Genomic DNA, 20,007 nt, shown 5'->3' with positions numbered 1-20,007 from the left:
GTCTAATAAAACAAACTACCTACACATAATGCAGATTGCAGGAAAACAATTAAGAGACATTTACAATTTCGATGACGGAACATTATACATATATAATGATTTAATTATAGGAGAAATTTTTGAAGGTGTACACATTTCAATTGATGAAATGCTTTCTTTCTTTCAATTCTTTGAAGAAAACTTCAAAACACCTTTCGGATACATTTCATATCGAAAAAACTCCTACTCTATTGATCCACAAGTATACAAAATGCTTCCGGAAAACAATCTTCTAAAAGGAATTGCTGTTGTATCTAATGATAAGTTTGCTTCTTTAAATGCACATGTAGAAAAAAAGTTTTTCAACGGGCGCTATGAATTGTTTACTACACTTGGAGCCGCTATAAATTGGTTAGACAAAATCATTCCACTAGAAAACAATGCTATTAGCGTAAAAAAAGATACGCTCAAAGAGTAAAAACGAAACCTTAATTCGTTGGAAAAGTTCATTTCAAAAAAATACTACGTAGTTCATCTATTTTTTTCTCGTTTTAAAGTAAAAAAAAGTATCTTTAAGAAAAGCTTCGACATTGCAATTAACTAACGGACATAAAAACTCGTACATTCAAAAGTATATTCTGAGTATTGGAAAAATCAAAATCTATGAAGATTACATGGTTGCCCAATTAAATGAAGGTATTACATTGAATGTTGAAAGTGTACATGAAATTATACTAATTGCACAAAAACACTTTCTAGAAAAATCATTTGCCTACATTACTATTCGTAAAAATTCGTATGCTGTAGATCCAATGATGTATTTAAAAGTTTTTGAGATTGAAAATTTAAAAGCAATCGCTATTGTATCAAACAAATTCATTGACAATCATAATGTAAAAATTGAAAAACACTTTTTCAATAAACCAATGAATATTTTTAAAACACTTCCAGAAGCCGTTACTTGGGTTAAAACGTATTTATAATAATATTTTAATCGAACAATACTTCGCTCTCAATCACCATATTTTGCATAAATAATAATGTATCCTTAATCGCGATATGTAACTCTCTATCTTCATCCACAAAAGGAACTTCTCCACGATACATCAATAAATAAGCTTCAATAAATTCAGAACTCTTTAATGGCGATCTAAATACCAATGCCTGAGAAGCATTCAATAATTCAATTGCCAAAATGCGTTCTACATTATCAATTACTTTCTTAGCTTTTGTAGCTGCATTGGCACCCATACTAACATGATCTTCTTGTCCATTGGAAGACACTATAGAATCAATACTTGCAGGCGTTGCCAATTGTTTATTTTGACTTACAATACTTGCTGCTGTATATTGTGGAATCATAAATCCAGAATTCAATCCAGGATTATTTACAAGGAAATCAGGCAAACCACGTAAGCCAGAAACTAATTGAAAAGTTCTACGTTCCGAAATATTTCCTAATTCAGCAACAGCAATCGCTAAATAATCAAGCGCTAAAGCTAAAGGCTGTCCATGAAAATTTCCTCCAGAAATAATAGCTTCTTCTTGAATAAAAATATTTGGATTATCAGTTACAGAATTAATTTCTGTTTCAAATGTCTTTTTAATAAACGCCAACGTATCTTTGGTAGCTCCATGTACTTGTGGTACACATCTAAATGAATACGGATCTTGCACATGTTTCTTTTCTTGCGAAATCAATTCACTTCCAGCCACAAATTCTTGAATTCTTCGAGCTGTCTTTAATTGTCCATTGTGTGGACGAACCAAATGAATTAAATCATTAAACGGTTCTAAACGTCCATCAAAAGCTTCCAATGAGATAGATGCAAAAAAGTCTGCAAAGTATGACAACTTATAAGCTTTCAACAACGTATGGACTCCATAAGCACTCATAAATTGTGTTCCATTCAACAATGCTAATCCTTCTTTGGCTTTCAATTCAATAGGTTCCCAATTGAACTCTTTCAAAATTTCTGAAGTAGGCACTTCTTTTCCTTTATAATACACACTTCCTTTTCCTAAAAGTGGTAATGATAAATGTGCTAAAGGTGCTAAATCTCCTGAAGCACCGAGTGAACCTTGCTCAAAAACAACTGGTAAAATATCATGATTATAAAAATCAATCAACCGCTGTACTGTAATCAATTGAACTCCAGAATGTCCATAACTTAGTGACTGTACTTTTAACAATAGCATCAATTTTATAATTTCTTCAGGAACGCGATCTCCTGTTCCACATGCATGTGACATGACTAAGTTTTCTTGTAATTTAGAAAGATGCTCATCAGAAATTTTCACATTACACAACGATCCGAATCCTGTATTAATTCCATAAATTGGTGTTTTCTGATCTTTCAATCGTTGTTCTAAATATTCACGACAAGCAACAATTTTATCAGTCGAAGATGCTGATAGAGAAAGTTTTGCATTAGATAACAATAACTCTTTAATTATTGTAATATCAAGTAACTGAGAACTTATTTCGTGTACCATGTTAAAAACGCTATAAAATTTAATTCAAAAGTGAAAATTCCATTGATATAAACCAAATAATTGTTAATAATTTATTGATTAAAAAAAGAATCGTTTAAATTTGAGCAAACAAACTTTGGAAAAATGAAAAAATTATTGCTATTAATTGCAGCATTTGCAATATTCTCGTGTGAAAAAAAACCAGAAGCACCAAAAGACTACGTAACGCTATCTGGAAAAATTGAAAACAAAAATAGTGACTCTATTGTCGTTCGAACTAGAACATACTCAAAAACAATAAAAGTCAATGAAGATGGCACTTTTAAAGATACGTTAAAAGTAGCAAATGGTATGTATAACTTTTTTGACGGTAAAGAGAGTACTAGCATTTATTTAGAAAATGACTTTGATATAAATATCACTTTAGATACCAAAATGTTTGACGAAACTGTAAAATATAGTGGTAAAGGAGCTGTACATAGTAATTTCCTTGCGGAAGATGCGCTAATGCAAGAAAAAATGCTAAATATGGACATGCTTACAAGTCTTGACTCTTTAGGATTGGAGAAAGAAATTGGAAAAATGTCTAAAAAATTAAAAGAATTTTATGCTTCAAAAACGGATGTTGATAGCACTATTATAGCTAATAAAGTAAAAGACGTTGAACCAATGTTAAAATTCTACAAAGAATACGCTGGAGAAGCAATTGCACTTAAAAAAGAATTACCAAGAGGTAAAGTTTCGCCAACATTTGATTACGAAAATCACAAAGGAGGAAAAACTTCTTTAGCCAATTTAAAAGGTAAATTCGTATACATTGATGTTTGGGCAACTTGGTGCGGACCTTGTATCGCAGAAATTCCTTCTTTAAAAAAGGTTGAAAAACAATACCACGGTAAAAATATTGAATTTGTTTCTATTTCCATAGATACGCCAAAAGCTTATGAAACTTGGAAAAAAATGGTAACTGACAAAGACTTAGGCGGTACACAACTAATTGCTGATGACGCTAAAGACAAAGAGAGTTTCATCAATAAATATAAGATTTCTTCAATTCCAAGATTCATTATGATTGATCCAGAAGGAAATATTGTAAGCGCCGATGCACCAAGACCTTCTAGTCCTGAGTTAATTAAGCTATTTAATGAACTAAAGATATAACCGCCCAAACTAAATAAACAATGAAAAAATTTGTATTACTAACTACTGCACTAGCAATATTCTCGTGCAAAACAGAACCAAAAGTAGACTATGTGCTACTTTCTGGGAAAATTGAAAACTCAAAAGGAGGAAAAATAAATATCTCTGGAAATGATTTCAAACATGAAATTAAAGTAAATGAAGATGGTTCATTTGCTGATACACTTCACATTGAAAATGCTGGATATTACTCTCTAAATCTCGGAAGAGAACGTACCTCATTATACACACAAGCTGGTGATGACTTAAAAGTAACTTTAGACGCTGCTAAATTTGATGAAACAATCAAATATGAAGGAAAAGGAGCCAAAAAAAATAATTACATCGCAGCTAAGTTTTTAGCAAATGAAGATTTTGACTTCCAAAAAGTATATGCTGAAGAAGAAGCTGATTTCTTAAAAACTATTGGTGACGCCAAAACCAAAATGGAAGAAGCGTTAATAAACACTAAAGGATTAAGTGCCGATTTCATTGCAACCGAAAAAGCAAACATTAACTACGAATACTTAGCGAATCTTTCAAGATACCCAAACTATCATCCATATTTTGCAAAGAAAGAAAACTTTGAGCCTTCTAAAGATTTATTAAATCCTTTAAAAGATGTTGATTTCGATAATGAAAAAGATTTCGTTTTATATCAATCGTATAAAGAAATCGCATCAAGTCATCATATGGCAAAAATCTATACAGATTCATTAATCATTGACAATGTAAGTGCACTTAAAAACTTAAAGTCGCAAAGCATGAAAAATGAATTGGCTTCCCAATTAACGTACTTCGTGTCGCCTTCAAACAAAGATGCTAAAAAATTATACGATGAGTTAATAGCTATTTCTGACAACGAAAAGTTTAAAAATGAATTGACTAAGAAGTATGACAAAGTAAAAAACTTAGTGGCTGGAAAAATATCTCCAAAATTTGATTATGAAAACCATAAAGGCGGAAAAACTAAATTGGACGATTTACAAGGAAAGTATGTATACATTGATGTTTGGGCAACTTGGTGTGGACCTTGTCTTGGTGAAATTCCTTCATTAAAGAAAGTTGAAGCAGAATATCATGACAAAAACATAGAGTTTGTTTCAGTATCTATTGATACGAAAAAAGCATATAAAACTTGGAAAGAAATGGTAACTGAAAAACAATTAGGTGGTGTACAAGTAATTGCTGATAATGCTTGGAAATCTAAGTTTGTAACAGACTATGCCATTGAAGGTATTCCTAGGTTTATCTTAATTGATCCTGAAGGAAATATTGTAAATGCTGATGCGCCAAGACCATCTGATCCAAAATTAGTTGAATTATTCAACGAACTGAAAATATAAATTCATTCGTCTATGAATATAAAAAAAGCGCTTTGAATAGTTTCAAAGCGCTTTTTTTATATTTTATATCTAAGCTTCTTCTTGTTGTGGTTCTTCCGGCTGTTTAAACAAATCTAAATACGCATCTCCAATATGAGCTACAATATCACTTGCTGTTAGTGCTTGATACCCTAATCCTGTCAAGGCAATATCACCCGCTTTTCCATGCAAATACACCCCAAAAATTGATCCAGTAATCGGATCGTATCCTTGTGCTAACAATCCTGTCAACATTCCTGTTAACACATCTCCACTTCCTGCAGTTGCCATTCCAGGGTTTCCTGTATTATTTAAATACAAAGAATTGTCATAAATCGTAATGGTATTTGCTCCTTTTATGATTAAAACAATATCATACTCCTTAGCAAATACTTTTGCTTTTTCTAACTTATCAAAATCATCAGACCATTTACCTATTAAACGTTCCAACTCTTTTGGATGTGGTGTCAAAATTGATTTAGCAGGAACCGATTTTAGCATGATTTTATTAGTTGCCAAAATATTCAAAGCATCCGCATCAATAATTAACGGATTCTTATTCGTTTTCAAAAAGGCTTTCAATGCTTTTACAGTTATCGCATCTGTTCCCATACCAACACCCATACCTATAATTATAGGATCTATAGCATGCTTTATTTTAGAAATATGCTTTTCACCTTCATCACAAATCACCATCGCTTCTGGCAACGAAGTTTGTAAAATGTTATATCCACATTCAGGAATATATGCTGTAATCAATCCTGTTCCAACACGTAAACATGCAGAACTAGCCAAGGTTACAGCTCCCATTTTACCAAAACTTCCACCCATTATCATACTATGTCCGTATGTTCCTTTATGCGCGTATTTTTCTCTTGGAATATACAATGGCAGTACTTCATGTTTATCAATAAGCTGTACTTCTGTGTCTGTAGTTTGTAGATATTCTTGGTCTAATCCAACATCAATAGCTTCCCATTGTTGCATATAAATGCCTGTTTCGGGCAAAAAGAAGCTCAATTTTGGCGCCTGACCAGTCAAGGTATAATTACTTTTAATAACAGCTTCTTTATCTTCTGGTGCATGATTTGGATACAAACCAGATGGAACATCTAACGAAACAGTATACGCTTCAGAAGCATTAATATATTTAATCAACGTTTTTACCCAGTCAGAGGTTTCACGATTCAAACCAATCCCAAAAATGGCATCTACAATAATATCTTCTTTTTGCATTTCAGGAAAATCTTCTCCTGAACTCAACAAACGTGGCCACACTTTAAATTCTTTAATTCGATCATAATTAGTTAAAAAATCTTTGGTGCGCTTATCGCTAAAATTTACAACATATACATGTACATTATATCCGTGATGCAATAACTGCCTTCCCAACACTAATCCTAAACCTCCATTATTTCCAATTCCACTATAAATATGGATAGGAACTTGCGCACCTTGCATTCGCATATGAAACCAATTAAAAATTTGAGTTCCTGCAAATTCCATCAAGTCATTAGAGGTAATATTGTTTTTTTCAATAGTTGTATTAATAGCTTCGTAGATTTGAGCTGCTGAATATATCTTCATGTATTAGGTTTATTAAAGCAAAGATTACACTTTTGATGAAATCACTTGCAATTTACTATACTTTTTTAGTGCATTTATAATAAAAAGGCATTTTCACTACACATCCGTGAAAAATAATTTTATAGTTTGTTTATGGTCATAAAAGTAATACATTTGAATAACATCATACGCATAAAATATGTGCTTAGTAGCAAACATTATCACTTTTTCTAATTGCATTACAGTTACTATTACAACTGTTACAATTTCTACTACAACCCCTTTTGGGGTCTGATAATATATTACCACTAGGTGTTCTTACACATATTTTAAATAAGAATCTTATTTATAGATTCTACAATTATTACCCAATAACCATATCAATTCAATACAATGAACGTACTAAAATTTGGTGGTACTTCTGTCGCCAATGCTCAAAACATAAGTCAAGTAATCGATATTATATCGAAAGCTTCCACAGATAAAAAAATAGCCGTTGTCGTCTCCGCTTTTGGTAACACAACAAATATGCTACTCAAAACAGCCGAACTCGCCGCTGTAAAAGATGAACACTACAAATCACTGTTACAAGAAATTGAAAACAGGCACATGCAAGTAGTAAAAGACTTAATTCCTGTTACAGCACAAAGCGGAATTATAAGTCACACAAAACGACTTTTAAATTACCTAGAGACGTTATATGAAGGGTGTTTTTTACTTCGTGAATTAACTCCAAAAACATTGGCTACAATTGCTAGTTTTGGAGAATTACTATCTTCATATATCATTTCAGAAGTAATGAGATTTCGTGAATTGGATAGTATCTATAAAGACAGTCGCGAATTAATCATCACTTCAGAAAGCTATGAAAATGCACAAGTAGAAATACGTACAACTGCTAAAAATTGTGTAGATTTCTTTAAAGAAAATAAACATCAAGTTGTTATTTTACCTGGATTTATTGCTGCTACTGAAAATGGAGAAACAACTACTTTAGGTCGTGGAGGATCTGATTATACAGCAGCAATAATTGCCGCAGCTGTTAATGCTTCTCAATTACAAATTTGGACAGATGTAAGTGGAATGTATACGTCTAATCCGCGAATTGTAAAACAAGCGACTCCTATTCCACATATTTCATATCAGGAAGCTATGGAATTGTCACACTTTGGTGCGAAAGTAATTTATCCACCTACAATTCAACCTGTGTTAGAAAAAGAGATACCAATTCTGATCAAAAATACGTTCAAACCAGAAGCTGAAGGAACACTCATTACAAAAAACCCAACAGGAAAACAACAAGCCGTTAAAGGAATCAGTTATATTGAAAACATTTCATTATTAACTCTGGAAGGAAGTGGAATGATTGGAATTCCTGGATTCTCAAAACGACTATTCGAAACCTTACTCGCACAAAAAATAAATATTGTTTTAATCACTCAAGCTTCGTCTGAACACTCTATATGTATTGGAATTAATGATAAAGAAGCATCGAAAGCTAAAATGGCAATTGATGAAACATTTGCATACGAAATTAGCTCTGGAAAAGTAAACTCAATTTTAGTAGAACAGCAATTAGCAGTTTTAGCACTTGTTGGTGAAAACATGAAAAACCATCAAGGTTTAAGTGGTAAAATGTTCAGTACGCTCGGAAAGAATAATGTAAATATTAGAGCAATTGCACAAGGTGCTTCTGAAAAAAATATCTCTGCGGTAATCAATAGTGACGATGCAAAAAAAGCATTAAATGCGCTTCATGAAGAGTTTTTTGAAGAAAAGATAAAACAACTCAATCTGTTTGTAGTTGGAGTTGGAAATGTAGGAGAACGTTTCATAGCACAACTTCATAAACAAAATAAATTCTTGTTAGAACAACTAAAATTAAATATAAGAGTCATTGGTGTATCAAATTCTAGAACGATGGCTTTCAATTCGGAAGGATTCGATTTAAACACTTGGAACGATAAGTTAGCAAAAGGCTCAAAAGCAAGTTTAGATGAATTTCATGACACCGCAAAATCGCTGAACCTTCGCAATAGTATTTTCATAGATATTACTGCAAGTGAAACGGTTTCAAAAATGTATGAACATTATTTACGAAACAATATTGCTGTGGTTACATGTAACAAAATTGCATGTGCTTCTCAATATGAAAACTATCAAAATCTAAAACGTATTTCTAGAAAATACAATGCGCCATTTTTATTTGAAACAAATGTCGGCGCAGGGTTACCAATCATTGACACACTCAAAAACTTGATTGCTTCAGGGGACAGAGTTCATAAAATTCAAGCAGTTTTATCAGGTAGTTTAAATTTTGTGTTTAATAATTTTAGCAATGACAACACATTCAAAGAAGTGGTAACGCAAGCACAAGCAGAAGGATACACTGAACCAGATCCTAAAATTGATTTAAGTGGGGTTGATGTGGCTCGTAAAATATTAATTCTGGCTCGTGAAAGTGGTTATGTAATGGAATTAGAAGATATTCAGAATAACTCTTTCCTTCCGGAAGAAAGCTTAGCTACTAACACAAATGACGCTTTCTATGCTTCTTTAGAGAAGCATGAAGCACATTTTCAGAAAATATACAAAGAAGCAAATGACAAAAATTGTCGTTTAAAATATGTTGCTACTTTTGAAGATGGAAAGGCAAAAGTTGGGTTACAACACATTCCATCAGACCATCCTTTCTACAATTTAGAAGGAAGTGACAACATTGTATTATTCTATACAGATCGTTATGTGGCACAGCCTTTACAAGTAAAAGGTGCTGGTGCTGGTGCAGAAGTAACAGCTTCGGGAATCTTTGCTGATGTAATTAGAATTGGAAAATTTTAAGAAATTATAGATGTTAGTATTGAAATTTTCTGAATTCTCAATACTAACATCTCAATACTAAAAACAATGAACGAACTCAAAATATTCGCGCCAGCAACTATAGCAAATGTATCTTGTGGATTTGATGTCCTTGGGCTTTGCTTAGATACGGTTGGCGACGAAATGATTATTCGAAAAATCGCTGAAAAAGGAATCAAAATCACAAAACTTGTTGGGCAAGATTTACCAATGGAAACCGACAAAAATGTTGCTGGTGTTGCAGGATTGACAATGCTAGAAAAACTAGATTTAAATCACGGTTTTGAAATCGAAATCTATAAAAACATCAAAGCTGGAAGCGGAATTGGAAGTAGCGCAGCAAGTTCAGCTGGTACAGTTTGGGCTATGAATGAATTACTAGGAAAACCATTCACAGCAAAGGAATTAGTCTCTTTTGCTATGGAAGGCGAAAAGTTAGCCAGTGGAACTGCACATGCTGATAATGTAGCTCCTGCCCTTTTGGGAGATTTTACTCTTATCAGAAGTTACACACCACTAGACATTATCAAAATTCCTGCTCCAAGTAAATTATATGCAACAGTGATTCATCCACAAATTGAAGTAAAAACCTCTGATTCTCGTTCAGTATTAAAGCAGAATATTTCGTTGAAAGAATCAATCATACAAATTGGAAACTTAGGTGGTTTAATAAGCGGATTATACACATCAGATTACGATTTAATTGGCAGATCATTGCATGATGAAATTGTTGAACCTTTGCGTTCAATACTGATTCCAGGATTCAAAGAAGTAAAAGAAAGTGCAATTGCTTGTGGCGCCTTAGGCGCAGGAATTTCAGGTTCTGGACCTTCCATATTCGCGTTAAGCAAAGGAAAAGAAATGGCAGAAAAAGTAGCAAAAACTATGACAGAGACATACAAAACATTGAACATTGATTACGATGTACATGTTTCAAAAATAAATAGTAAAGGTTGCCGCATAATTGGGTAACTTAGTCTTGACTCTTTGGATCAAAACTATTAAACAAATGTCACTTCAAGTGATTTGATGTCATAGCAAGCATTATCAAAATATAACACTAAAGATTAACAGCCAAAAGCAAATAGCTAAAGAAAAAATGAATTACTACAGTTTACATCATAACGCTCCAAAAGTTTCTTTTAAAGAAGCTGTCATCAAAGGATTAGCGCCCGATAGAGGAATTTATTTCCCTGAAAACATTACACCACTACCCGAAGAATTTATTCAAAATATAAGCGACTATTCACATGAAGAAATTGCATTTGAAGCTATAAAACAATTTGTCGGACACGAAATTCCAACAGACATTCTAAAAGAAATTATTTCAGAAACTTTAAGCTTTGATTTCCCAATAGTTCCTATTGAAGATAATATTGGAACGTTGGAATTATTTCACGGACCAACGATGGCATTTAAAGATGTTGGCGCACGATTTATGGCGCGTTGTTTGGGTTACTTCAATCGTAATAATGATAATAATGTAACCGTTTTAGTAGCAACTTCTGGTGATACTGGTGGCGCTGTTGCCAATGGTTTTTTAGGCGTAAAAGGTGTTGATGTTGTGATTTTATATCCAAGTGGAAAAGTAAGCAAAATTCAAGAAAAGCAATTAACAACACTTGGTCAAAACATTACTGCGTTGGAAGTAGATGGTGTTTTTGACGATTGTCAGGAAATGGTCAAAACTGCTTTTTTAGACTCAGAAATTGAACGCACACTAACATCTGCAAACTCAATAAATATTGCGCGTTGGCTACCGCAAATGTTCTATTTTTTCTTTGCGTATAAAGCATTACATCAAAAACATAAAAACATTGTATTCTCTGTTCCTAGCGGAAATTTCGGAAACATTTGCGCAGGAATTATGGCTCAAAAATTAGGCTTACCAATTCAACACTTTATTGCGGCTACGAATGTAAATGATACGGTTTCAAACTATTTACAAAACGGAGAATATGTCCCACAAAAATCAATAGCAACAATTTCTAACGCAATGGATGTAGGAAACCCGAGTAATTTTATTCGAATTCAAGAATTGTATAATAACGATTTAGCAACGATCAAAAAACACTTTTCATCATATAGTTTTACAGATGATGAAACAAAAACCGCAATGAAATCTATCTATGATCAATACAATTATATTGCCGATCCGCATGGTGCCGTTGGCTATTTAGGCTTAAAGAATCACGATTTAAAAGACGCCTATGGTGTATTTTTAGAAACGGCACATCCTGTAAAGTTTTTACCAACTGTTGAATCAACTTTGGGTCTAAAATTAGACATTCCGACACAAATTCAAGAAATTATGCATAAAGAAAAACATGCGATTCAAGCTACAGATTATGATGATTTGAAACGATTTTTAAATAGTTAATTTTTAATCATTCAATCTATTCGATTTACAAAAATCTAAAAAAGTCATGTTAAATTAAGAATCAAGTAAAAATTCATCATTTTTTTATGCCTATTTTTCATAAATTCGCAATCAATTTAAGAAAAACTAAACATGAAGGATACAGCTCTATCAAAAATTCACGAAGCATTAGGTGCAAAAATGGTTCCTTTTGCAGGATATAATATGCCTGTACAATACGAAGGCGTTAAGGTTGAACACGAAACCGTTCGTAATGGCGTTGGTGTTTTTGACGTAAGTCATATGGGAGAATTTGTAATTTCCGGACCAAATGCATTAGCGTTAATTCAGAAAATTGCAACAAATGACGCTTCTAAATTAGTTGATGGAAAAGCACAATACAGTTGTATGCCTAATAATGATGGAGGAATTGTAGATGATTTGATTATTTACAGAGTCAATGAAGAAAAATATATCTTAGTAGTGAATGCTTCAAACATTGAAAAAGATTGGAACTGGATTTCTAGTCATAATGATGTTGGTGCTGAGATGAAAGATGTTTCTGAAAACTATTCTTTATTAGCGATTCAAGGTCCAAAAGCGGTTGAAGCAATGCAATCATTAACAACAGTTGATTTATCTACTATAAAATACTACACATTCCAGATTGACACGTTTGCTGGTGTTGAGAATGTAATCATTTCTGCTACAGGTTATACAGGTTCTGGTGGATTTGAAATTTATTGTACAAATGACGTAGTAGAAGAAGTATGGAATAAAGTTTTTGAAGCTGGAGCTGATTTCGGAATCAAGCCAATTGGTTTGGCGGCAAGAGATACACTTCGTTTAGAAATGGGATATTGTTTATATGGAAATGATATTGACGACACCACTTCTCCAATTGAAGCTGGTTTAGGTTGGATTACTAAGTTCACGAAAGAATTTACAAATTCAGAGGCACTTCAAGCACAAAAAAGAACAGGAGTCGAACGTAAATTAATTGCATTTGAAATGCAAGAACGCGGAATTCCTAGACAAGGATATGATATTGTAGATGGAAACGGAAATAAAATTGGAAATGTTACTTCTGGTACGATGTCTCCTTCTATGGGAATCGGAATTGGGCTAGGATATGTACCAACCGTTTTTACAGATGTCGGAAGCAATATTTACATCCAAATTCGTAAAAACAGAGTTGCTGCAAAAGTAGTGAAACTACCTTTTTATAAGAAATAACAATACATTTGAATAGAATATTAATACTAGGAGCGAGCGGTTTTATTGGTCAGGCACTATATAAAGAGCTTTGCTCCTATTTTGATGTATACGGAACATTTTATAGCAACAAATCGTTTGCTAAAAATGCACATTTTATACGATACGATTTAGATTATGATGGCATCGACGAAGTTGTCTTACAAGTACAACCAACCATTATAATTTCTGCGTTACGTGGTGATTTTGCTGCACAAATTGAAGTACATACATTTTTAACGGAATATGTAAAGACAAAACCATGCAGGTTAATCTTCTTGTCTTCTGCCAATGTATTTGATGCATATAGTAGTTATCCTTCGTATGAATACGATAAAACACTTTCGGAAAGCATTTATGGAAAGCTAAAAATTCGAATTGAAAACATGTTAATGCGTTTGCCTCAGAAAAAATATGCAATCGTACGTTTACCAATGGTTTTTGGCAACAAATCGCCTAGAATTCAAGAAATAAAAGACTGTCTGAAAGAAAAAGTCCCTGTAGAAGTTTTTCCGAATTTAGTCATGAATACGATTTCTGATAAAAAGTTGACGCAACAAATTCATTACATGATTAACAGGCGTAAAAATGGAATCTTTCATTTAGGTGCAGAAGATTTAATTCATCATGATGAATTTTTCAGTGAGATTTTAAAGAGTATGAACGTAAAAAAGCCATTATTCAAAAACGTATATACTTCAAATTTTGATCGTTTTTTAGCTGTTTTACCTAAAGACAACAAACTTCCAAAACATTTGTCTACAACAAATCAAGAAACATTAGAATATATTTCGGGGAAGAAAACTTCGTAAAACACCAAATAAACACAATACTTATCATTTAATTTTGATTAATAAGATTGATTTTAAAAGAAAATACAATAATATTACAGAGGAATTTTCCTAAAACATATTGTTGATCAATAATAAACATATAAATGAAACGAATTTTTAGTGTATTTTCCTCTATTACTTTCATAATACTCTTATTAGCTAATTGTGAAAAAGAACAAATTGTTCCTGAACCCTATGAGGAATCCATACAAAAATTAATCAACAGTCATTTTGTAAAAGGCGACTCCATTAGAAATACAAACAAAGAATTAGATCTGTTTTTACGAACACGTTTTCCGCAGGAAGATAAATTCACAGACGAAAATAGTTCCTTCAACAGTTACGGATTTGCTATTGATACGGAAAAAATTCTTCAACTTTCGGCAGACACTTATACAAATTATATTTTTACTACCCATAGAGGAATACCAACTATTGACAACACCGAAAATTATGTATTGACAGTTTTTGAAGATGGCAGTTATATGCAATTACTGATCAATTATCCGCTTTTTGAGAGTGCAGGAACGTTAACACCTGACATTACTAATGCTACTGTAACATATATCAATGATGCAATGTTACTTACTGGTGCGGATTCTTCTCCTTGTACAAGTCCGACAGAAGAAATTATGAGTTGGAGCGAGGAAGCTACTTGTTATTATTTTGACTGTACTGCAGGCGGAAATCATAGCTATGGTCAAAGTTGTAGAGGCTCGGAAAGTCAGCAACCTCAAAAAATATGTCTTTCAGGTTGGGTTGTAACAGGTTGTGTTGTCTATGGAGGAAGCACCACACCCGCAGATGACGGTACATTAAATGGTGGTGGCAGTACTAATAATCAACCAAACCCCAATAATCCAACTACAGGAGAAGTTCCTGTAGTACCATTTATTCCATATTGGCAACGAGTTGTATCTTGTGTAAATAATGGTGTTATTGCCTCACCTAGCAACATTTCAGAATTACCACTTTCTAATAATGATATAACTTGGCTACAAAGTAAAACTGGCGCTGTACATGCAACTGCCATTTTTGATTTTTTAGCTGAAAATGGTTGTGATGAAAATACTAAAGACTTTGTGAAAAAAGCTGTAGAAGCATTACAAAATGATAGCGAAGTTGACTTTAAACACAAAATAATTATTGACGCTACTTTAAAACTAAAACCTTGCCATGCCAAAGTAATTAAAGCTACATTTGAAAGCACTGCACCCGTAATACAATTAGTAAAAGCAGCTTTCAATGAGAATACTAAGTTTAGTTATAACTTGAGAGCAGAAACATTCTTAGCAAATCTTGCTCATATAAATGCAGGAACAAATCCTTTGGTGTCCTGTGATCAAGGAGATTGTGTAATGGAAACGACTTTCAATACTACCTACTTAGATTCAGCCAGTGATTTATCTATAGCAAAGACTGCAATTCATGAAAGTATTCATGCGGTTTTAGGTTATATGTATAAAATTGGAGCTTTACAAACGCTAAGTACTGATCCTGACTTTTCAGAGCTTTTGGTTGCTTTTACTACGCTTCAAGCGGCAACTACAGCAAACGAAATAAATAATTTAGGAAATAATTTAAATGACTTACAACATGAATTTATGACTGAATTGATTGATGACATGGCATTAGCGCTAAAAGACTATGGAGTAAGCAAAGGATATAATTTACCCTTTAGTTATTATAAAAAAATGATCTGGGGTTCTGGTTCTATGATTAATACACCAAACTTTCAAACAGAATTTTCGTATTTTGAACAACAAGAAGTCATTGCCATAGGAAAGGCAGAAAGTACTGCAACAACACAAACTTATTTAATTAACCAATACGATGAAGTTACCATACAAACTTCAGGAACCAAACCCAATACCAATGAACCCTGTAATTGAATATTTAAAAAAAATAGTAGTAGTCAATATTATATTCCTTTTTGTTTCATGTAGTTTATTAAAATCGCAAGAACAAAAAACGCTTGATGATATAAAGCAAATTGCAAAGATTCATTTTGAAAATCAGTTCCAAATAAATAAAAACTCAAAGAGAGGAAAAAATGATACATTCATTTATTTTTCAATTAATCAAGAGGATAATTTTAAAACTTTTTTTGAAGAAGACAAAATCAAACAGTACATTAAAGATTCTGGTGTTTATAAAAAGTTATTCAATGAAAAAGAATTAATAAATTATAGAAATCAAGCAGAGAAATACGATCTTGAAAGTATAAGAGAATATGTGACTTCTGACAAGTTAAAACCCAAACCTATAACCGAGGAAATTAGAGAAACAATTTTAAAAAAAATTTACTTCATGAATACTCCTGTATTCAATATTGATAAGACTCGCGCTATATTTCTTGCTGGAGTTCAAGCCAATTATGTAAGTATAATTGTATATAAAAAACATAAAAAAAAATGGGATATAGAACATTATTTTTTAATTGGATTTAGCTAACATGAAATATTATATACTTTTATTTATTTTATATATCACTTCAATTGCTTCTGCCCAGGAACAAAAAACACTTGATGATATCAAACAACTTGCAAAACTCAATTTTGAAATGCAATTTAGATCATATAAGAAATAGAAAAGACAAGTATATATATGTTAAAATATTTCAAAATAAAAATTTTAAATACTTTCTTAATAACAATGAAAAAATAAAACATGTAGTCAAAGATTCTATTATTCTTGATCTATTATTTAATGAAAAAGAAATAGAAAATTACAAAAAACAACTTACTGGTAATCAAAACTTAAAAGCTATCGAGAACTATGTAATTTCTCATGAACTACAACCAAAACCTAAAGAGGAAAAAGGTAGAGTAACTCGAATAATAAACAATGCTTATTTCATGGGTATTCCCGTATTCAGTATTCTCATGATTTATAAAAAAGAAGATAACCATTGGAAAGGAACACATGGTTTTATGATAGGAATCAGTTAAAGTCTCCTAATTTAAGATTTCAAATATTTCAACTCTCTTTCCTACGTAAAAATCAAAAGTTTTGTTAAATTCGTAACTTTCGTACACTACAAATACTCTTATTCGCATTCATGCACAAAATCATAGGTTTCATATTGCTATTCGTAGCTGCAAATGTGGTTGCACAGACAGATACTACATTTTGTAAAAAAGCGACTTTAGTATTGGAAACATTAGAAAGCAATCATTACCAACCAAAAACGATTGATGATGATTTTTCAACCTATATATTTAAAACATTTTTTAAACGTATAGATCCTAAACGCATGCTATTTGCTAAAAGTGATATTGATGCTTTTGGAAATCTTGAAACGAAACTTGATGATTTCTTGTTAGGGAAAGAATGTGGTTTTATACAAGAGTTAAGTAAATCCTATGAAAAGCAGTTATTAGCAGCTCAAAAAAGTATTGCTATCGTTCAAGGTAGTAAACTAGATTTTTCTGGAAAAGATCATATTACTTACGGAAGCATTAAAGATGAATCACAATTTTCTAAAAATAGAAAAACACTTCAAAATCGTTGGACCAAGAAGATTCGAATTGAAATTATCCGTGACTTCTTATCACTTTCCAATCCTTCAAATTTCAAAAAAGTAAAAGATCAAATCAAATCGAAAATTATTGATGAGAATGCATGTTATATTCAAGATAAACTGAATACTGTTAACGGAATTCAATCGTATATTGAAACCACTTTTTTAGATATAATTTGTTCATATTTTGATCCACATAGTAATTATTTTGATCCAACTGACAATGATAATTTTTTAAACTCTATTGGAACTGAAACCAATTCTATTGGTGTTTGGTTTTCTAAAAACAGTGATGGAAAAATTGTAGTAGCAGGTTTACAAACAGGAAGCACTGCCTGGAAAGAAAAAGAAATCAATGCAGGCGATTTAGTACTTTCATTAAGCGCTAAAAATACCGTTTTAAAGACAACTTGTCTTTCACTTTTAAGTTTGTATGATTTCATTAATGATGAGGAAAATACAACAATTGCGATTAATATATTAACTAAAAATAATACTCATAAAACCGTTACACTAAAAAAAGAAAATCTAAAAATTGAACAAAATGCAATCAATACATTCATCTTAAAAGGAGAATATACTATTGGATACATCGCTCTGCCAAGTTTTTATACTAATATGGATTTTGGTTTTGGAAGTGCCAATGATATTGCAAAGCAATTATTTAAGTTAAATGCTGTAAATATTGATGGTTTAATTTTGGATTTACGTGATAATGGCGGTGGTTCTATGAAACAAGCCATTGATTTAGCAGGTATGTTTATTGACAAAGGTCCGTTAGGAATTTATCGTGACGCAAACAACAATAGAGAAATTATCAAGGATTTTAATCGTGGGACTTTATTCACAAAACCAATGGTGATTTTGGTAAATCAAGGAAGTGCATCGGCATCTGAATTCATTGCAGCCGCTTTGCGCGATCATTATAGAGCTATTATTGTTGGTAGTAAAACTTACGGAAAAGGAACAATACAAAGTATACTTCCGTTAAAGAATGAAATTGGTTTTATTAAAATAACTATTGATAAAATGTATGGTTTCAGAGGAAACACACATCAAGCCTCTGGAATTTCGCCAGATATTGAATTCCCAAGTTTATATGTAGGCATTGAAGATGGTGAAAGTGGAAATTCAAACTTTATCAAAAATGACACGATTTTAAAAGATGTTTATTTCAAGATGCCAAGAGCTATTGATTATGAAAACATTCGTGCAAAAAGTATGGTACGCATGCAGCAAAATTCATCTATAAAAAGCATTAAAGAAATCAATTCGAGATTACTTTCATATCTAAGTAAGGAACGTAAACTTGTATTATCTGTAGAAGGAATTAAAAAAGATAGTGATATTTTTGACGCTATTTTCGAAAAAAGTGATGATTTAAAAATGAAACACAGCACATTTGAAGTGTTGAATTTAGAAGATTATAAAGAAATTTTAGCCTATAATAAAAATAAAGCATCGCTTAATTCATACATGATCAAAAACATTCAAACAGATCATGAAATAGAAGAGACTTATCAAATTATTTCGGACTATATAAAACAACTTGCCAATTAACAATTCATATGAAATCAAACTACCTTCGCGTTATTATTCTTTTACTTTGTGTGCTTGCATTTCAAACTTCATCAGCACAAAAATTCAAAAATGCCAATGACTATCTAAGCTTTATCGGAAAAGAAAATGGTAAAATTAGTAAGAGCATGTGGAAATACACAAAGTCATTAGCACATAGTAAAAGCGCACGTAAGGTTGAAGGAGATCGTAAACGTTTGCTAAAATCGTTGGAACGTGCAATGATTAAAATAAATAGAGCTAAACCATATGAAGGGGAAGATGATTACAAGAAGAAAGTGTTAGAATATATGGATTTGTATTCGAGCTTATTAAAAAATGATTATGCAAAAATTGTAGACATGAAAGAAGTTGCTGAGCAATCGTACGACTTCATGGAAGCATATATTTTAGCGCAAGAATTGGCAGACAAACGCATGCAGGAAGCGCAACAAACGTATGCAAATGCGCAAAAAGAATATGCTGAACGAAATAACATTCGATTAATTGATAAGGAAACGGAATTAGGGAAGAAAATGAAAATTTCCAATGAAGTCTTTGATCATAAAAATGATGTGTATTTAGTGTTCTTTAAAAGTAATATTCAAGAACGATTTATGATAAACGCATTATCTTCCCAAGATATCAGTGCTATTCAGCAAAATGCAAACGCGTTGCTAACAATAGCCAAAGAAGGAATGATGGCAGTAGATACAATTGACTTGTATAAAGAAGATACTGCATTGATAAAAGCTACGAAAACTGCTTTACAATTTTACATAGATGAAACAGAAAATACAGTTCCAAAACTTTTAGAATTTTTCTTATTGAATGAAAAATTTGAAACTATCAAAACTGCAATTGACAAAAAAGCATCCAAAGACAGAACAAAAAAAGAAATTGACACATATAACAATATGGTGAATGAAATCAACAAAGCAGTGGAAGATTTCAACAAAACCAATGCAAAATTAAATAAAGAACGCACAAAAGTAATTAATCAATGGAATGAAGCTTCTGCAAAATTTTTAAGCCGACATATTCCAAAAGAATAATACA

At 32.0% G+C, this 20,007-nt stretch carries 16 protein-coding genes; 14 read left to right on the top strand and 2 right to left on the bottom strand.

Translation table 11 applies throughout. The features are described from left to right. Nucleotides 1-28: 28 nt before the first annotated feature. Both Q0828_RS08685 and Q0828_RS08680 read left to right on the top strand, forming a co-directional pair. Nucleotides 29-457 (top strand): hypothetical protein, encoded by a 429-nt coding sequence (locus Q0828_RS08685; RefSeq protein ID WP_298419651.1) that lies wholly within the window; start codon nt 29-31, stop codon nt 455-457. A 112-nt stretch (nt 458-569) separates the two neighbouring features. Continuing rightward, nucleotides 570-962 (top strand): STAS/SEC14 domain-containing protein, encoded by a 393-nt coding sequence (locus Q0828_RS08680; RefSeq protein ID WP_298419649.1) that lies wholly within the window; start codon nt 570-572, stop codon nt 960-962. A 7-nt stretch (nt 963-969) separates the two neighbouring features. Here the strand turns inward: Q0828_RS08680 and hutH are convergent, their stop codons facing one another. After that, a complete protein-coding gene (gene hutH / locus Q0828_RS08675; RefSeq protein WP_298419647.1) occupies nt 970-2,475 on the bottom strand; it encodes a histidine ammonia-lyase in 1,506 nt (501 codons plus the stop codon). A gap of 123 nt (nt 2,476-2,598) precedes the next feature. Between hutH and Q0828_RS08670 the strand changes: the two genes are divergently transcribed. Then, a complete protein-coding gene (locus Q0828_RS08670) occupies nt 2,599-3,615 on the top strand; it encodes a TlpA disulfide reductase family protein (RefSeq protein ID WP_298419645.1) in 1,017 nt (338 codons plus the stop codon). 20 nt (nt 3,616-3,635) lie between these two features. Further along, complete coding sequence (locus Q0828_RS08665; protein WP_298419643.1) at nt 3,636-4,979, top strand: TlpA disulfide reductase family protein; 1,344 nt, start codon at nt 3,636-3,638, stop codon at nt 4,977-4,979. Nucleotides 4,980-5,048: 69 nt separating this feature from the next. Here Q0828_RS08665 and Q0828_RS08660 read toward each other — a convergent pair whose 3' ends face one another. Beyond that, on the bottom strand, nt 5,049-6,584 hold the full coding sequence (locus Q0828_RS08660; RefSeq protein WP_298419641.1) for an NAD(P)H-hydrate dehydratase: 1,536 nt from the start codon (nt 6,582-6,584) through the stop codon (nt 5,049-5,051). A gap of 372 nt (nt 6,585-6,956) precedes the next feature. On the opposite strand from Q0828_RS08660, the gene thrA reads away from it, so the two are divergent. From thrA to Q0828_RS08610, 10 genes are all read left to right on the top strand, one after another. After that, the gene (thrA, locus tag Q0828_RS08655; protein ID WP_298419639.1) at nt 6,957-9,404 is read left to right on the top strand and encodes a bifunctional aspartate kinase/homoserine dehydrogenase I; all 2,448 of its coding nucleotides are present in this window, start codon (nt 6,957-6,959) and stop codon (nt 9,402-9,404) included. 66 nt (nt 9,405-9,470) lie between these two features. Then, nucleotides 9,471-10,394, top strand: coding sequence for a homoserine kinase (locus Q0828_RS08650; protein ID WP_298419637.1), 924 nt, complete (start codon nt 9,471-9,473; stop codon nt 10,392-10,394). 127 nt (nt 10,395-10,521) lie between these two features. Then, a complete protein-coding gene (gene thrC, locus Q0828_RS08645; protein WP_298419635.1) occupies nt 10,522-11,802 on the top strand; it encodes a threonine synthase in 1,281 nt (426 codons plus the stop codon). A 132-nt stretch (nt 11,803-11,934) separates the two neighbouring features. Then, nucleotides 11,935-13,017 carry a glycine cleavage system aminomethyltransferase GcvT gene (gene gcvT / locus Q0828_RS08640; protein WP_298419633.1) on the top strand — a complete coding sequence of 361 codons (1,083 nt, stop codon included), beginning with the start codon at nt 11,935-11,937 and terminating at the stop codon, nt 13,015-13,017. Nucleotides 13,018-13,025: 8 nt separating this feature from the next. Further along, nucleotides 13,026-13,847, top strand: coding sequence for a sugar nucleotide-binding protein (locus Q0828_RS08635; protein WP_298419631.1), 822 nt, complete (start codon nt 13,026-13,028; stop codon nt 13,845-13,847). 125 nt (nt 13,848-13,972) lie between these two features. Then, the gene (locus Q0828_RS08630; protein ID WP_298419629.1) at nt 13,973-15,760 is read left to right on the top strand and encodes a hypothetical protein; all 1,788 of its coding nucleotides are present in this window, start codon (nt 13,973-13,975) and stop codon (nt 15,758-15,760) included. Then, the gene (locus tag Q0828_RS08625) at nt 15,744-16,322 is read left to right on the top strand and encodes a hypothetical protein (RefSeq protein WP_298419627.1); all 579 of its coding nucleotides are present in this window, start codon (nt 15,744-15,746) and stop codon (nt 16,320-16,322) included. Before Q0828_RS08630 ends, Q0828_RS08625 begins: the two co-directional genes overlap by 17 nt. A gap of 74 nt (nt 16,323-16,396) precedes the next feature. Continuing rightward, complete coding sequence (locus Q0828_RS08620) at nt 16,397-16,819, top strand: hypothetical protein (protein ID WP_298419626.1); 423 nt, start codon at nt 16,397-16,399, stop codon at nt 16,817-16,819. A gap of 110 nt (nt 16,820-16,929) precedes the next feature. Then, nucleotides 16,930-18,951 (top strand): S41 family peptidase, encoded by a 2,022-nt coding sequence (locus tag Q0828_RS08615; RefSeq protein ID WP_298419624.1) that lies wholly within the window; start codon nt 16,930-16,932, stop codon nt 18,949-18,951. 8 nt (nt 18,952-18,959) lie between these two features. Further along, nucleotides 18,960-20,003: a hypothetical protein gene (locus Q0828_RS08610; protein ID WP_298419622.1), complete on the top strand. Its 1,044-nt coding sequence runs from the start codon at nt 18,960-18,962 to the stop codon at nt 20,001-20,003. Nucleotides 20,004-20,007 lie beyond the last annotated feature (4 nt).

This window comes from uncultured Kordia sp. (genome assembly GCF_947496985.1).
Classification (GTDB): domain Bacteria; phylum Bacteroidota; class Bacteroidia; order Flavobacteriales; family Flavobacteriaceae; genus Kordia.
Note: the sequence above shows the minus strand (reverse complement) of the source record. Positions and strands in the feature narration are given on the sequence as shown.

Coding starts and splice junctions, on each gene's coding strand:
- Q0828_RS08685 (WP_298419651.1), top strand. CDS start 29: ATGCAGATTGCAGGAAAACAATTAAGAGACATTTACAATTTCGATGAC.
- hutH (WP_298419647.1), bottom strand. CDS start 2,475: ATGGTACACGAAATAAGTTCTCAGTTACTTGATATTACAATAATTAAA.
- Q0828_RS08670 (WP_298419645.1), top strand. CDS start 2,599: ATGAAAAAATTATTGCTATTAATTGCAGCATTTGCAATATTCTCGTGT.
- Q0828_RS08665 (WP_298419643.1), top strand. CDS start 3,636: ATGAAAAAATTTGTATTACTAACTACTGCACTAGCAATATTCTCGTGC.
- Q0828_RS08660 (WP_298419641.1), bottom strand. CDS start 6,584: ATGAAGATATATTCAGCAGCTCAAATCTACGAAGCTATTAATACAACT.
- thrA (WP_298419639.1), top strand. CDS start 6,957: ATGAACGTACTAAAATTTGGTGGTACTTCTGTCGCCAATGCTCAAAAC.
- Q0828_RS08650 (WP_298419637.1), top strand. CDS start 9,471: ATGAACGAACTCAAAATATTCGCGCCAGCAACTATAGCAAATGTATCT.
- thrC (WP_298419635.1), top strand. CDS start 10,522: ATGAATTACTACAGTTTACATCATAACGCTCCAAAAGTTTCTTTTAAA.
- gcvT (WP_298419633.1), top strand. CDS start 11,935: ATGAAGGATACAGCTCTATCAAAAATTCACGAAGCATTAGGTGCAAAA.
- Q0828_RS08630 (WP_298419629.1), top strand. CDS start 13,973: ATGAAACGAATTTTTAGTGTATTTTCCTCTATTACTTTCATAATACTC.
- Q0828_RS08625 (WP_298419627.1), top strand. CDS start 15,744: ATGAACCCTGTAATTGAATATTTAAAAAAAATAGTAGTAGTCAATATT.
- Q0828_RS08620 (WP_298419626.1), top strand. CDS start 16,397: ATGATATCAAACAACTTGCAAAACTCAATTTTGAAATGCAATTTAGAT.
- Q0828_RS08615 (WP_298419624.1), top strand. CDS start 16,930: ATGCACAAAATCATAGGTTTCATATTGCTATTCGTAGCTGCAAATGTG.
- Q0828_RS08610 (WP_298419622.1), top strand. CDS start 18,960: ATGAAATCAAACTACCTTCGCGTTATTATTCTTTTACTTTGTGTGCTT.